This window comes from Enterocloster sp. OA13 (assembly GCF_022440595.1).
Lineage (GTDB): Bacteria > Bacillota > Clostridia > Lachnospirales > Lachnospiraceae > Enterocloster > Enterocloster hominis.
On sequence record NZ_JAKNTF010000001.1, the window covers coordinates 4,977,884 to 4,993,332 of the forward strand.

Sequence of the window (15,449 nt, forward strand, 5' to 3'; positions counted from 1 at the left end):
ATTATATGGTTATTTTCTACGCAATTCCACACAAACTTCACAATGCACCGTCCCAGGAAACATATCGCACGCCCTAACTTTCCCAACCACATATCCCCCATCCGCCAGATACTTTAAGTCCCGAGCCAGCGTAGCGGAATCACAGCTTACATACACAACCTTCTCCGGCCGCATCTTAAGAATCGTATCCAGACAGACCGTGTCACAGCCTTTCCTGGGTGGGTCTACCACAATCACATCCGCGTGTATCTGGTTCTTTTCATACTGTTCAGGCAGCACTTCCTCTGCCTTCCCAACAAAGAATTCCACATTATCCATTCCATTAAGCGCCGCATTCCTGCGGGCGTCCTCAATGGCCTGGGGTATAATTTCCACTCCATACACTTTTTTAGCCTTCTGCGCTAAGAACAGGGAAATCGTCCCTATCCCACAATATAAATCCCAAACCGTCTCATTGCCGCTTAAGTCCGCATATTCAAGGGCCGTCCCATATAACTTCTCAGTCTGCACCGGATTAACCTGATAGAAAGACAGCGGGGAAATCTGATACTGCACATCCCCGATATAATCCGTTATATATCCCGGACCATACAGATTAACAACCTCTTTTCCCATAATCACATTTGTCTTTTCCATATTTACACTATAAGAAATGCTGGTCATCCCCTTAACCTGGCACAGTTTTTCCACTAAACATCCCGCCAGTCTGTCTGCCGAGTTATCCGCTAAGCTGTCTGCCCGGCTGTCCCTTAAACCGTCCTCCAGCCTTCCCCCCAGCGTCCTCCCATTTATCACAAGACACACCATCAGTTCCCCGGTCTTAAACCCTTTCCGGATCAGCACATGCCTCACAAGCCCTTTATGTGCATTCTCGTCATAAGGCTCCAGTCCATTTTCCTTCATAAATCCTTTTATGATTCCCAGTATCTCCTGGTTTTCTTCCACGCCCAGAAGGCAGTCATCATTCCCGATAATATCATGGGTCCTTCCGGCATAAAATCCTGCAATAATCTCCCCATCCTTATTCCTTCCAAATGGGAACTGGGCCTTATTGCGGTACCTCCAGGGATTCTCCATTCCCATAATCGGAAGCATTTTAATCTCATCCCGTTTGAACTTCCCTATCCGCATCAGGTTATTCAGCACCTTATTCTCCTTAAACCGCAGCTGCTCTTCGTAGCTCATGGCCTGAAGCTGGCAACCCCCGCACTGGCGGGACACCGGACAGGGTGGCTCCACACGGCCGGCGGAAGGCTCCAGCACTTCCATAAGCCGTGCAAACCCATAGGATTTCTTCATTTTCATGGCTTTTGCCCGCACCACATCGCCAATGACCGTATCCTTAATAAACCAGATGTAACCATCAAGCTTGCCCACGCCGGCTCCATCCTCATTCATGTCTTCTATTGTCACAGTAAATTCCTGATTTTTTTCCATTTTCAAATTCTCCATTCCCAACTATTATTCGAAATTCCTATACCACTCATAACCGCTACATTATCTACACTCCCTATACTCCTCGCAGTCCCTACATTATCTACATTTCCCCTATATTCTTCACAATCCCTACACTATACGCACTCCCTACACTCCTCACAATCCTTACACTACCCACAGTCCCTACACTACCCACAATCCCTATACTATCCACAGTCCCTACACTACCCACAATTCCTACACTACCCACAGTCCCTACACTACCCGCAATTTCTACACTACCTACAGTCCCCACACTACCTACAGTCCCCACACTACCCGCAATCCCCACACTACCTACAGTCCCCACACTACCCGCAATCCCCACACTACCCGCAGTCCCTACACTACCCACCAACCACACCAACCACAATTCCCCATCGCCCCCGCACCCCAACATCCAAAAAAGCTGAAAACCCTCCGCGCACCGATATATCCTTCCGTCCATACCATCTGCCCCATAAGTTTTCAGCCTTTATAAATCATTCCACATTTCATTCCGCGATCCAGCCCGCAATCATCACCCAGCCAGCCCATCGGACCGCGCTTTTCCACAACACCCGGAATCCATCACACGGATTCCGAAGTCTTCCTGATATTGGTCTCCAGCAGCCGGTTATACCCCAGCCACCCCTTATTATCAGAACCCGGATTACCGGCGTTCAGCGCTTCAATCATGGTTTCCATCTTTGCATCCGTATTGTCGGCAAAGTTCAGTGCCAGGGCTTCCAACAGCGCCGGTTTCTTGGGCGAACCGTACTCCAGCTCCCCGTGATGGGCCAGGATACAGTGTTTCAGTTCCACGGCCAGCACCTCCGGGAATCCCGGAATGGCGCGTATGCCTTTGCTCACCATCTCCGTGCCGATTATGATATGCCCCAGAAGCTGGCCGTCATCCGTATAGTCATTCTCCGGGAAACGTGACAGTTCCTTGGTCTTGCCTATATCATGGAAAATGGCCGCCGTCAGCAGCAGATCCCTGTTAAGCTGCGGATAACAGGATGAATAGTAATCACACATCTTTGTGACGCTCAGCGTATGCTCCAGAAGCCCGCCCACAAAACCGTGATGGACGCTCTTGGCAGCGGAGTGGAACTGGAATGCCTTTGCAAATGCCGGACTGTCCACAAAGTAAATGCTTAACAGCTTCTGAAGATATGGATTCTTCACGGTCTCTATGCAGTGAAGCAGCTCCCCGTACATTTCCTTAATATCCTTCTTGGATACCGGCAGATAGTCCGCCTCCACGTATTCACCTTCCTGCGCCCTTCGTATGCGGCGGATATTCATCTGGTTGGAATTCTGGAACAGCGTGATGTCCGCTTCCACATGCACATAATCCATGGTCTCAAAATCACCTACGCCAGGTGAACCCAAATCCCAGATTTTGGCGTCAATGGTTCCTGTCTTGTCCTGAAGCACCAGATTGCCGTATTCCTTTCCATTCTTGGTCATCGCAATCTGCTTGTTTTTGCACAGGTACACATCCGCAATGTGCATGCCTTCCCTGAAGGTGTCGATGTATTTCATCCTTTACTTCCTCATCTTTCTAATATGTTGGCCCATAAACCCTTATTCTGTTTATGGTGCTCATTACAATAACGCAGCCAGGCGTTAAAAACTACCTGGCTCCGATTGTTACCGAAAACTCAATTTCTTTGTACTCATCTTTCCCGCTGCGCAGGACTGCCACCTTGATTTTATCCCCGGAATGGAGTTTTTCCACCAGGTTCTGGAAATCCTTCATGTTCCCCACCTGTTCCCCGTTCATCCAGGTAATGATATCCCCTGCCTGTATGCCCGCGTTGTAAGCTGGCCCGTCCGTGACGGTAGCAGTAACATATATGCCATGAGGCATGCCGCTTTCTTCCATGGCCTGGCTCACTTCCTGCCCCTTGATTCCAAAATACGGGGCCGGGATTCCGTTGCTCAGCCGCTCAAGAATTCCCTTGTAGTCTGATATGGCCACCACCGTGGTCATCTTGCAGACCCCGTCCTCGTCATATTTGTCCGTGACCCAGCCAACCAGTTCTCCTGAGATATTCAGTAAAAATGTTCCCGCGCCGGCGTCCCCGTTGGCATCCGTATAGAAAATCCTGGAATTGCCGTCCACGGTCTGCACATTGCGCACGACATAGGAAATGTTGCCGTAATCGCTGGAGTGTACGATTCCCGCCGGAGCGCCCACCGCAATCACGATGTCCCCCTGCTTCACCCCATAGGAATTCCCCAGTTCAATTGCTTCCACCTTCTTGAACTGTTCGCTGTCCATCTTGGCCGCATCCACGCTTACCACGGCCAGTCCTGTAATGGTATCGCTCTGTTTCACGGTTCCGGCCATCATGGTGCTGTCCGGGAACGCTACCTCAATGGAGTCCGCGGCTTCCACTGCTTTCTCCGGCGTCAGTATCAGGATTTCAGAGCGTGTCCTGGCAATGATGATGCCGGAAAACTGTCCGGATGTCTCAATGGGGTTGTCAAACCAGTCCTTTTCATGCTGTATGGAATGGACTACCACAAGGCTGTCATCTGCATCCACCGCAATGGTACGCAGGTTACTATATAATTTATTCAGATCGTCTACGGAATAGTTGTACTTCTCGATTGCACTGCGGACCAGTACATCCACCGGTTCCGTCTGGGCGGGAACCTCTGTGGACGGTACCTGTGACACGGTAGCCTGGGTAGTCTCAGGGTTGTCCTTGGGAATGGTAATCTGGCTGCTCTCCTCAGGCGTCTCCTGTCCCAGGAAACGCTCCGCCACCGGGCGGCTGACCACAAAGCAGACGGCTGACAGCACCCCAAACAGCATGGCACAAAAAACAGTCAGAAGGATCTTCCTGGCAATCTGGCGCCGGGACATGGGCTGACGGACGATTTTCTCGTTGATGAACCGGTGGGACTTGTCCGGCTCACGGTCCTGCTGGTTCTTATTCGGATGCTGATCTGCACGTTTATCCGCCATGGTACTCCTCCCTTGCGAAGAATCTTATTCTCTATTATACGTTTCTTCCAGTTATTATGCAAGATTTTATATATGAAAAGATAGTAAAAAAGATAGTAAATATCATTTTTTATGGTATAATTTAAATGTCGCCTTTTGGAAAAAGGCCCTTATTAATCCAGCATTTATACGTAAATCATAGGTGAAATCAATGAATCAGAAAGCATTAAAAACGTTAGAATACGATAAGATAATCAACCAGTTAACTGAATATGCGGCGTCCCCGCTGGGCAAGGAGCTGTGCCGCAGCCTTACCCCTTCCTCTGACCTTGAGGAAATCCGCACATGGCAGGCCCAGACCACGGATGCGGTGACAAGAATCCGTTTCAAGGGTTCCACGTCATTTTCCGGCGTAAGGGATATCGGGGATTCTTTAAAACGTCTGGAGATTGGAAGCTCCCTTGGCATCCATGAACTGCTTGCCATCAGTTCCAACCTTACAGCCGCTGCCAGGGCTAAGGCATATGGCAGACATGAAGCCGAACAGGATACAAGGAGTGGTGCCGCCAACAGGAACACAACAGGCGGCAAGGATGGCGCCGGCAGCAGGAACACAGCCGGCCAGAACACCGGCGCCGGCACCCCGGACAGCAATGCCCCGGAGGATGACTACGACTCCCTGGAGCCACTATTTGCCGGTCTAGAGCCTTTAACCCCGTTAAACAATGAGATCAAGCGCTGTATCCTCTCCGAAGATGAGATTGCCGATGACGCCAGCCCGGGATTATCCCATGTGCGGCGTTCCATGAAGGTGGCTGCGGACCGTATCCATACGCAGCTGAATTCCATTCTCAATTCTAACCGTTCCTATCTCCAGGACGCGGTCATCACCATGAGGGACGGGCGTTACTGCCTTCCTGTCAAGTCAGAATACAAAAACCAGGTGTCCGGCATGGTCCATGACCAGTCCTCTACCGGCTCCACCCTGTTCATAGAACCCATGGCTATTGTAAAGCTGAACAATGAGATACGCGAACTGGAAATCCAGGAGCAAAAGGAAATCGAGGCTGTCCTTGCGTCCCTGAGCAACCAGGCGGCCCCTTACTGCGAGGAACTCCGGATGAACCAGGAACTGCTGGCGCAGCTGGATTTTATCTTTGCAAAAGCCGGGCTGGCACGCCATTACAAGTGCAGCGCGCCTGTGTTCAATGACAGGGGATATATCCACATCAAGGACGGACGCCATCCCCTCCTGAACCCGCAGACAGCGGTGCCCATCAACATATGGCTGGGCAGGGACTTCGACCTGCTGATCGTGACAGGACCCAATACGGGCGGCAAGACCGTATCCCTCAAAACAGTGGGACTCTTCACCCTCATGGGCCAGGCAGGTCTTCATATCCCGGCCTGGGAAGGCTCGGAGCTGGCGGTATTTGACGAGGTATTTGCAGATATCGGCGATGAGCAGAGCATTGAGCAGAGCCTCAGCACCTTCTCCGCCCATATGACCAACACGGTCCGTATTTTAAATGAAGCGGATTCCCGTTCCCTCTGTCTGTTTGATGAGCTGGGAGCCGGGACAGACCCCACGGAAGGCGCGGCCCTGGCCATCGCCATCCTTACCTTCCTGCACAACATGAAGTGCCGCACCATGGCCACCACCCACTACAGCGAGCTGAAGGTATTTGCACTGACCACGCCCGGTGTGGAGAATGCATGCTGTGAATTCAGCGTGGAGACGCTGCAGCCCACCTACCGGCTGTTAATCGGCGTTCCCGGCAAGAGCAATGCCTTTGCCATTTCCAGCAAGCTGGGGCTTCCCGACTATATCATCGATGAAGCCAGGAACCATCTGGAAGCCAAGGACGTGTCCTTTGAGGACCTGCTGACCAGCCTGGAATCAAGCCGCCTTACCATTGAAAAGGAACAGGCTGAAATCAATGCCTATAAAGACGAGATTGCCAAGCTTAAATCCAGGCTTACCCAGAAGGAAGAACGGCTGGATGAGCGCAAGGACAAGGTCATCCGCAGTGCCACCGAGGAAGCCCAGAGGATTCTCAGGGAAGCCAAGGAGACAGCGGACCAGACCATCAAGCAGATTAATAAACTGACGGCAGGCGCAGGCATCAACAAGGAACTGGAAGAACAGCGCTCCAGGCTGCGGGACCAGCTCAAGAAGACGGACGATAAACTGGCGGTAAAGGCCAAGGGGCCAAGCCAGCCCATCTCCCCGAAGAAGTTAAAGATTGGCGACGGCGTGAAGGTATTGTCCATGAACTTAAAGGGCACGGTCAGCACCCTGCCCAATGCAAAAGGCGACCTCTACGTCCAGATGGGTATCCTCCGGTCCCTGGTAAACATACGGGACCTGGAACTTCTGAATGAGAAAGACATAAACGCCACCTTAGGCGACGGCTCCTCCATCAGCTACGGAGGCAAGTCCCCTGCCAAAGGCAAGGGCAGCGGCAGCAGCCAGATCAAGGTCTCCAAATCCGCCACCATCTCAACCGAGGTGAACCTGATTGGGATGACCGTGGACGAGGCCCTTCCCGTGATGGAAAAGTACCTGGATGACGCCTATCTGGCCCATCTGCCAAGTGTGCGGGTGGTTCACGGACGGGGTACCGGCGCCCTTAAAAACGCGGTGCACAAACGTCTGCGTCAGTTAAAATACGTAAAGGAATTCCGCCTGGGCCAGTTTGGCGAAGGCGATTCAGGTGTGACCGTTGTCACGTTCAAATAATTACCGGCCCACACAGACTAACAACAGCTATAGGAGGAATGGAACATGGCAGAGAAGCAGAGAATCCTGATAGTGGATGATGATGCAAATATTGCAGAATTAATCTCCCTCTACCTGATGAAAGAGTGTTATGAAACAATGATTGTAGGCGACGGCGAGGAAGCGCTCAGGGTATTCCCTGAGTTCAAGCCCAACCTGGTACTCTTAGACCTGATGCTGCCCGGCATGGATGGATATCAGGTCTGCCGGGAACTGCGCTCCGGCTCCCAGGTACCCGTCATCATGCTTTCAGCCAAGGGCGAGATATTCGATAAGGTCCTTGGCCTGGAACTGGGCGCTGACGACTATATGATCAAGCCCTTTGACTCCAAGGAGCTGGTTGCCCGCGTAAAGGCAGTGCTGCGCCGCTACCAGGCAGCGCCCGCACCCGCGCCATCCAGCACACAGCAGGGTGAGTACGTGGAATATCCTGATTTAATCGTAAACCTGACCAATTATTCGGTCATCTACAACGGACACTCCGTGGAAATGCCGCCAAAGGAACTGGAACTCCTTTATTTCCTGGCATCTTCCCCCAACCAGGTATTCACCAGGGAACAGCTTTTAGACCATATCTGGGGCTATGAGTACATCGGCGATACCCGCACCGTGGACGTACATATCAAACGTCTCCGTGAAAAGATTAAAGACCACACCAACTGGGCCATCACCACAGTATGGGGGATTGGCTACAAATTCGAAGTAAAGAGGTAAGATGATGACCCGTTCCTTATATTCCAAATTCATACTGGGATACCTGATATTTGGACTTCTGGGTTTCATCACCATTGCCACATTTTCCTCGAAAATGACCCGTGACTATCTGGTCAGATACCAGGCGGATGCCATGTACGATGAAGCCAATATCATAGCATCCTCCTGCAGCACCATGTACCAGGGCAAGCGCATGGATTCCGAGGAGGTCACCTCCCAGATACGCGCCCTTTCCAAGTACCTGAGGGCTGAGATATGGGTGGTCAACCGCCAGGGCACCATTGTCATGGACAGCCAGGGCGGATCAAGGGTCCAGACAGACATCAGCAATTTCGATCCTGCGGCCATGGGGAACCGTTCCTATACCACAGGCAGGTTTTACGGGATGTTTAATGAAAATGTCCTCAGCGTTTCCGCACCCATTACCGGGAATTACAATACCTACGGCTATGTTCTGATCCATCTTCCATTAAGCCAGATCACCCAGTCCCAGAATGATATCCTGAACATACTTTATATCACGTCCGCCATTGTATTTGCCCTCTCGTTAATCATCCTCCTGGTATTTACCCAGACCGTTTACCTGCCCCTGCGCAAGATTACCGTTGGAGCCAACGAATACGCGGCCGGCAACCTGGAGTACAGGATTAATGTTAAAACCCACGACGAGGTGGGTTACCTGGCCGATACACTGAACTATATGTCGGACGAGCTGAACAAGATGGAGGAGTATCAGAAAAACTTCATCGCCAATGTATCCCACGATTTCCGGTCGCCCCTGACCTCCATCAAGGGATATCTGGAAGCCATCCTGGACGGCACCATACCTGAGGACATGTACGAAAAATACCTGTCCAGGGTCATCTCCGAGACAAAGCGGCTCCACAAACTGACGGAAAGCATGCTCACCCTCAACTCCCTGGACGCCAAGGGATACCTGTCCAGGACGAATTTTGATATCAACCGGGTCATCAAGGACACGGCTGCTTCCTTTGAAGGCACATGTGATGCCAAGAACATCAGCTTTGACCTGACATTCTCAGACAGCATCCAGATGGTTTACGCGGACCTTGGCAAAATCCAGCAGGTCCTGTACAACCTGATTGATAATGCCATCAAGTTCAGCCACCACAACTCCACCATCTACATCCAGGCATCGGGACGGTATGAGAAGATATTTGTCTCAGTCAAGGATACGGGAATCGGGATTCCCAAAGACAGCCAGAAAAAAATCTGGGAACGTTTTTATAAGACAGACCTTTCCAGGGGCAAGGATAAAAAGGGGACCGGGCTTGGCCTTTCCATTGTAAAAGAAATCGTCCAGTCCCATGGGGAGAATATCGATGTGGTCAGTACGGAAGGCGTTGGGACGGAATTCATTTTCTCCCTTCCCCGTTCCACAAACCTTTAAAATATCGTAAGACATTTCCTTCCATATTGTGCTATAGTTATAATTAGGAATATGTATCACATACATGTATCAGGAATCAGAAGTATTATTTAAAGAAAGGACAGGAAAGATATGATTACATGGAAAAAAGCAGCCAGCGCGCTCCTGATTGCATCCCTGCTTTCCTCATCAATGGCACCAATGGCCATGGCGGCAAGCAAAACAAAGGTCGGCAAGATCAGCCTTACCATTGACTCCGATATACGGACCGGACGGGAAGGAGGGGACGTTGAGGTAACCCCCACCGGAGATAATACGGACCGCTACTATGTAGACTCCTGGGAAGTGACCAATGATGACGGGGATTCCTGGTCCAGGTCCAATCCGCCTGAGGTTGATATCATCCTTGGTGTGGAGGATGAAGAGGAATATTATTTTGCAAGCACTTCGTCCAGCAGCTTCAAGCTGACCCTTGGTTCCTCCAGCAAATACCGTTTTGACAAGATTAAGTTCGTGGACGCAAAGCGCAAGGACAGCAATTCAACCCTTATCCTGACCATCCAGCTTGTATTTGACAAGGATGCGGACACCAGTTCGGCAACAGCGCCGTCCGGTCTTAACTGGGATGACGCCCGAAACGGCATGGGATCCTGGAATCCGGTCTCATCTTCCAAGTACTATCAGGTGCAGCTGATTAAGGATGACTCTGCCACAGGAGACATTAAAGATATATATGATACTTCCTATAACTTTGCAGAGCAGATTACAACTCCCGGAACCTACCGCTTCAAGGTGCGCTCGGTCAAATCCAGCAACAGCGCCAAGAGCAGTTGGACCACATCCGGTTCCTGGGCGGTCAATGAAGCTGACATCATCGCCATGGGCAATACCCCTCAGGCTTCGGTTCCTGACGGCGGCAGCTGGCAGCTGGCGGCTGACGGCATCCGATGGTGGTGGCGCAATGCTGACGGCTCCTGTCCCACCTCAACCTGGAAGGATATCAACGGCCAGTGGTACTACTTTGACGCCGAGGGATATATGGCAACCGGATGGATTGAGCTTGACGGCAAGTCCTATTACCTTGACCCTGCAACCGGCGCCATGTACGCCAATACGCGGACACCTGATAACTGCTGGGTGGATGCATCCGGGGCATGGGTGCCCGGAGCATAAGCACAGGCTGCATAAGTCATCGGGACTGTCTGGCATCAACGGTATTTATGTATAATTATTAAAAAGCTCTGTCATCAACTGGTATTTACTGATTACCAGCCAATGACAGAGCTTTTATGATTATCCTTTAACAGAGGCAGCCTTCCCTACAGCAACAGCCTGGCCGCCCCATAGATTCCGGCATCATTGCCCAGAGTCGCCAGGCCCAGCTTGGCTTTATATTTGGAAATGGGGGTAAAATAGTCATAGTGCTTCTGTACAACGTCAATCAGGAACTGTCCTGCCTTGGAAACTCCGCCGCCAATCACAAATATCTCCGGATCCACGGTCATGACCACCATGGACAGGGCCAGACCCAGGTAGCGTCCCACCACGTCCATTACCTCCAGGGCCAGTTCATCCCCGTCCTTGGCAGCGTCCAGCACGTTCTTCGCTGTCACCGACTCACCGTATTGCCTCAGGGCAGACGGCTTATCACTGGCAGCCATCTTCCTCCTTGCCTCCCTGGCAATACCGGTAGCGGAACAGATCTGCTCCACACATCCCACTCCGCCGCAGTTGCAGTGCTCCCACTCCTCGTCGCGCACGTGGATATGGCCAATCTCCCCGCCCAGTCCGTGTCTTCCTGCAACGATTTTCTCATCCATGATCACACCGCCGCCGACGCCGGTTCCCAGGGTCACCATTACCAGGTCTTTATAGCCCTTGCCTCCGCCCTGCCACATCTCTCCAAGGGCAGCCACATTGGCGTCATTGCCGCTCTTCACAGGAATCCCGTCCAGCAGACGGCTAAGTTCCACCTGGGGATTCAGGCCATGCCATCCCAGGTTGACACATACCTCCACGTATCCGTCGGGAAGCACCGGTCCCGGCACACCTAAACCGACACCTGCCAGGTCCTTTTTAAGGTCAAGGCCCTTTGCCGCCATCTTCTCCCTGATGGAGTCCGCCACATCCGGCAGGATATGGCTGCCGCCTTCTTCCTTACGGGTTTTTACTTCCCACTTGTCAAGCAGTTCTCCGGTCACTTCAAACAGCCCAATCTTTACAGATGTGCCTCCAACGTCAACTCCGATACATTTCATCCCCATGGTATATACTTCCTTTCCATTCATATTTATACTGCTATTGCAGCTTGATTTCCATCATCATCTGCGGTCCCATCACAAGAAGTGTTCCAGGGAACCTGCCTGCCGAAACCTTATTGACCGTGAAATCGAATGTCCCATTATATTTCTCCGTCCCTGTCATATTAAATACCTTACAGGAACTATCATTATACAATAACACCAGGCCTCCGTCTATATCAAATCCAGTGTACTGGTAATTAAACGTCCTCTCAAACACAAGGGCGCCTTCTTTGTCATATATCTTCAGGCTGTATGGGTCCTGCCCTTCCACATTATCCGTCACAAGACCTATATGGTCTTCTGTATACGCAATGCTGCGGATTTCCTCGGTTATGGGAATCTGGTTCACGGACTCCGGCGAAGTTTCCACCCTGGTGGAGAAAAGCTGGATGCCCTTATCCGTAAATATAGCGGCATGGCTTTCATCCAGGAACCTGACCCTTCCCGCCATGGCATCATTCAGGTCCTGGGGGAAGAAAATCCCCACCACCCTCCTGGGGTCATTTTTACCCAGTCCGAAATTGTAGAAAACAATCTTGCACTTGATGATTCCCTGGTCCAGATACATGTAGGAGGTAATTAACTGGGTACCATTGGGGGACAGGCTTAAGTCCACTGGATACCCGTCCCCGGAAAGCAGGGACTTTACATTGATATCAAGGGCGCTTCCATCCTTTTTATAAAAGTAAATGTAACTGGCCTTGGAGTCCTCCTGCAAAGCGGCTACCATACCCTTGGCCGACACCGTCACACGCAGGATTGGCAGGAGCGTGGTGGCCTTTCCCACGGGTCCGCCCTTATTACATATGTAAATGCTGTTGCCCTGCTGGTCCCCGATTGCAGCGTACTCGCCGTTAATGGAAACCATGGGCGTCTTCATCTCATAGCTCTGTACCCAGACCACCTTTCCCTGGGCATCCAGATAAGAGGCCCCGTCCTTGGTGTACTTAAGCACACCGTCCCCAAAATCCATATACCCGCAGAAGCTTCCCTCCCCCTGGACAGCTGCCTCCTGGGCTTCACTGATCAGATTTTTCTCCCATATGACCTGATAATCCGTAAACTGGTGATAGCGGTCATACCTGAGCAGCACTAAGGCCACCACAGCCGCAAGAATAACCAGTACCAGAAATATGGTCAGCCGCTTCCTCACCACCCGCTTATGGGCTTTATGGACAATATCCCGGCTGTCTTCTTCCTCCTGATACTGGTTATTCGAGGGGACAATCTGACGCTTCAGCTGCTTCTTTTTATTTTCACGGCTCATTGAATTGGTACTGCCCATCTTACGTTCTCCCAACAATCCTCTTTTGCATCTATGCAATAGTATACAACAATTCTGGGTAAAACGCATTAATTTTTTCCGGAAGCCAGACTTTCTTCTACGGTACAAGGAGCTTCTGTCCTGCGAAGATGCTGTTCTCGTCTGTCAGTGCATTGACCCGGCAGATTTCATCAATATGCTTCAGGTTATGATACAGCTTAAAACAGATACCATACAATGTCTCTCCGTCTTCCACCGTATAGACGCTGTAGTTAACCGCCGAAACAGTCTCCGCTGACGCATCTGCGCGGGCGCCGGTGGCTGGGGGCGCTGTCTCTTCCTTGGACGATGAGGCTGTTTCCCTAGATGCCTTGGCGGTTCCCTCACCAGTGGGTGACGAGGCAGTCTGGGCTTTGGACGGGGCCGTTGTCTGGGCTTCGGATGAGGCCGTTGTCTGGGCTTCGGACGGGGCGGTTGTCTGGCCCGTGGGCTGGCTGGCCTGTGTTGTGGATTGGCCCGCTGACTGCCCTGCCTGGCCTGCTGACTGCCCTGCCTGGCCCGCTGACTGCCCCGTCTGGCCTGCCGCATCTGCCTCCCCTTCGCCCTCATGATGCGCGCTGCTCTCAGCAGGCGGCATGGTTTCCGGCGTTACCGGGGAGGATTGTTCTTTATTATTTTCAGCTGCCGGTGCCGTAGTAGGATAAACCTTGCCCGCTGCTTCTTCAATCACATAGTCCGGCTCGTCCACGGATGACCAGCCTTTGCCGGAGGAATTTTCCGTTTTACCGGAACCTTTTCCGGCGGATGCAAGGAGGCCCTGCTTTACGCTTCCTTCCGGCATCACGGAGGCGATGACGCTTTCCATCTGATGCATTTTCTGATAGTTGTTGAACATGGCGACCCCGCCAGCCAGGACCGTGACAGCCAGTACGCTGCAAATCCCGGACAGGACGCCCACCGTGCTTCTGTGGCGTCCGGCTTCATTTTTACGCTCGTCCATGCGCTGCTTAAAATCACGTATGACTTTATCGTCAACCTCCGCCTCTGCCCTGGGCACGTCCTTGCGCAGGATCATATAATCCTGCATCATCTGGTTGCGCTCATAGTAGACACTGTATCCCCTCAGCTTATAAAATCCATCTGAGGATGTTATGTAAACTGCCTCTTCCCCTTCCAGGCCGCAGTTGAGATACATCAGCTGGTTCTTGCCTGTAAAGTACTGGCTATGCTGTTTCCAATATGTCAGCGGGCTTAAGGTACAGCCCGGACCGCCGCACAGGAACCATCCCTGCACCGTGCGTTTGGGGAACATCTGCTCCACATCCTGATATGCCTTTTTCCAGGCATCCTCGGAAAATACCACCTTTTCGCCTTCCGCGGTAACAGAATCCATTTCCAGGGCGCCATCCACGAATACATAGGGCGTGTCCTCATGGGTCTCCCTGCTTCCAAGGAGCAGACCCACACGCAGATCAGCCCCCTTGGCCGGCTGGAGGCGTCTTAAGTACGTATTTACATAATCTTCTAAATATAATTTTAAAACCTGGTCCCGTTCCCCAATCTGCCGAATATTTTTCGGCAGCTTTGGAAAGGGTTCATATAATTCTCCCATAGAATCACCCCGCTGTCTTTAATCTGTACAAGCATAGCAGATTCCATGTGCAGATTCTGTCATATTATGGCGGCATTATCCCATAATCGTTCGACAAGACAGATTCCTTCGCAGATGCAGTCCGCCATCTTCATGACAATGGACAGGCGGACGCTCTGAAGCATGACCGGGTCGCGGCTGCCTGCCCCGCCTACAATCCCTGTGATGGAAATGTCTCCCACCGCCTCCAGGTTCTTGGATACCCCAAGCCCGGGCTGCAGCGCCCCGCGCCCCAAGGTGGCATATCCTACATGGTCCGGACTGCCCACCGAGGCATCGATGGCCACCACCACGTAATCCGGGTAGTGAAGCTTTATATACCTGGCGTAAAGGTCCAGGTTCATGGCATGTACCGGCTTATCCAGGGTACCGATGACCGCCGCCCCGGCCAGCCGTCTGCCCCGCAGCTTATGCCCTATGAGCGGACCCAGGCTGTCCCCGGTCGATCGGTCCGTGCCAATACACAGGAACATGACCCCGTCCTTACCGGTAGCCGTCATTTCCTCACAGATCAGACGGTTCAGGTGCAGTGCGAACTGTTCTGTCTCAAATTCTGACTGTGTATTATAATAGGCAATGCCTTCCCGTTTTTGTATGTTAAATGTCTTCCATAATCTCATATCCAAGTTGTCCACCCGAAATTTATTAAAATGTCAGGCCTTACCGTGCAAATTGGTATTCATTGGCTGATAAGGGCTGTTTTTATAGTATAGGCTTGGGTTTTTGAAATTATGCATGAAAAAGGGACACACGGATTGACAGTATCCGCGTGCCCGCCTGGAAAATGCTGCTATGACAGCAGATAAACAGCCTGCTGTGGTATGCCCCGTTTTTGTGTTCATAAACAGAAAAAGAATCCTGAAAGATCCGGCGGGGTACGCTGTCCGTCAGCCGTGCGTCCCACTTCCCCAATGGGATATCCCTG

General features: G+C 51.7%; 10 protein-coding genes and 2 pseudogenes. 5 read left to right on the forward strand and 7 right to left on the reverse strand.

Translation table 11 applies throughout. The features are described 5' to 3' along the window. Positions 1-9: 9 nt before the first annotated feature. The 3 genes from rlmD to MCJ35_RS22000 form a co-directional block, all read right to left on the reverse strand. Positions 10-1,437: a 23S rRNA (uracil(1939)-C(5))-methyltransferase RlmD gene (rlmD, locus tag MCJ35_RS21990; RefSeq protein ID WP_025485270.1), complete on the reverse strand. Its 1,428-nt coding sequence runs from the start codon at positions 1,435-1,437 to the stop codon at positions 10-12. Between the two features lie 609 nt (positions 1,438-2,046). Beyond that, positions 2,047-3,006 (reverse strand): 3'-5' exoribonuclease YhaM family protein, encoded by a 960-nt coding sequence (locus MCJ35_RS21995; protein WP_008720249.1) that lies wholly within the window; start codon positions 3,004-3,006, stop codon positions 2,047-2,049. Between the two features lie 91 nt (positions 3,007-3,097). Continuing rightward, positions 3,098-4,441: a S1C family serine protease gene (locus MCJ35_RS22000; RefSeq protein ID WP_025485266.1), complete on the reverse strand. Its 1,344-nt coding sequence runs from the start codon at positions 4,439-4,441 to the stop codon at positions 3,098-3,100. Between the two features lie 190 nt (positions 4,442-4,631). On the opposite strand from MCJ35_RS22000, the pseudogene MCJ35_RS32600 reads away from it, so the two are divergent. From MCJ35_RS32600 to MCJ35_RS22020, 5 genes and pseudogenes are all read left to right on the forward strand, one after another. Continuing rightward, positions 4,632-4,958 (forward strand): annotated as a pseudogene (locus MCJ35_RS32600) (endonuclease MutS2); the annotation flags it as partial. Between the two features lie 135 nt (positions 4,959-5,093). Beyond that, positions 5,094-7,163, forward strand: a pseudogene (locus MCJ35_RS22005) (endonuclease MutS2); the annotation flags it as partial. A gap of 45 nt (positions 7,164-7,208) precedes the next feature. Then, the gene (locus tag MCJ35_RS22010) at positions 7,209-7,916 is read left to right on the forward strand and encodes a response regulator transcription factor (RefSeq protein ID WP_008720252.1); all 708 of its coding nucleotides are present in this window, start codon (positions 7,209-7,211) and stop codon (positions 7,914-7,916) included. Between the two features lie 4 nt (positions 7,917-7,920). Beyond that, entirely contained in the window at positions 7,921-9,327 is a 1,407-nt protein-coding gene (locus tag MCJ35_RS22015) for a sensor histidine kinase (protein ID WP_008720253.1), read from the forward strand. A gap of 111 nt (positions 9,328-9,438) precedes the next feature. Further along, the gene (locus MCJ35_RS22020) at positions 9,439-10,479 is read left to right on the forward strand and encodes a hypothetical protein (protein WP_025485262.1); all 1,041 of its coding nucleotides are present in this window, start codon (positions 9,439-9,441) and stop codon (positions 10,477-10,479) included. Positions 10,480-10,625: 146 nt separating this feature from the next. Here MCJ35_RS22020 and MCJ35_RS22025 read toward each other — a convergent pair whose 3' ends face one another. From MCJ35_RS22025 to yyaC, 4 genes are all read right to left on the reverse strand, one after another. After that, the gene (locus MCJ35_RS22025) at positions 10,626-11,570 is read right to left on the reverse strand and encodes an ROK family glucokinase (protein ID WP_025485261.1); all 945 of its coding nucleotides are present in this window, start codon (positions 11,568-11,570) and stop codon (positions 10,626-10,628) included. Between the two features lie 34 nt (positions 11,571-11,604). After that, the gene (locus MCJ35_RS22030; RefSeq protein WP_025485259.1) at positions 11,605-12,894 is read right to left on the reverse strand and encodes a DUF5711 family protein; all 1,290 of its coding nucleotides are present in this window, start codon (positions 12,892-12,894) and stop codon (positions 11,605-11,607) included. A gap of 97 nt (positions 12,895-12,991) precedes the next feature. Continuing rightward, complete coding sequence (locus MCJ35_RS22035) at positions 12,992-14,485, reverse strand: LysM peptidoglycan-binding domain-containing protein (RefSeq protein ID WP_240299656.1); 1,494 nt, start codon at positions 14,483-14,485, stop codon at positions 12,992-12,994. A gap of 59 nt (positions 14,486-14,544) precedes the next feature. After that, entirely contained in the window at positions 14,545-15,054 is a 510-nt protein-coding gene (gene yyaC / locus MCJ35_RS22040; RefSeq protein WP_227116934.1) for a spore protease YyaC, read from the reverse strand. Positions 15,055-15,449: the final 395 nt, after the last annotated feature.

Bases quoted from the DNA above. Each gene is read 5' to 3' on its own strand.
- MCJ35_RS22000 (WP_025485266.1), bottom strand. From the start codon at position 4,441: ATGGCGGATAAACGTGCAGATCAGCATCCGAATAAGAACCAGCAGGAC.
- MCJ35_RS22020 (WP_025485262.1), top strand. From the start codon at position 9,439: ATGATTACATGGAAAAAAGCAGCCAGCGCGCTCCTGATTGCATCCCTG.
- rlmD (WP_025485270.1), bottom strand. From the start codon at position 1,437: ATGGAAAAAAATCAGGAATTTACTGTGACAATAGAAGACATGAATGAG.
- MCJ35_RS22030 (WP_025485259.1), bottom strand. From the start codon at position 12,894: ATGGGCAGTACCAATTCAATGAGCCGTGAAAATAAAAAGAAGCAGCTG.
- MCJ35_RS22015 (WP_008720253.1), top strand. From the start codon at position 7,921: ATGACCCGTTCCTTATATTCCAAATTCATACTGGGATACCTGATATTT.
- MCJ35_RS21995 (WP_008720249.1), bottom strand. From the start codon at position 3,006: ATGAAATACATCGACACCTTCAGGGAAGGCATGCACATTGCGGATGTG.
- MCJ35_RS22035 (WP_240299656.1), bottom strand. From the start codon at position 14,485: ATGGGAGAATTATATGAACCCTTTCCAAAGCTGCCGAAAAATATTCGG.
- MCJ35_RS22025 (WP_025485261.1), bottom strand. From the start codon at position 11,570: ATGGGGATGAAATGTATCGGAGTTGACGTTGGAGGCACATCTGTAAAG.
- MCJ35_RS22010 (WP_008720252.1), top strand. From the start codon at position 7,209: ATGGCAGAGAAGCAGAGAATCCTGATAGTGGATGATGATGCAAATATT.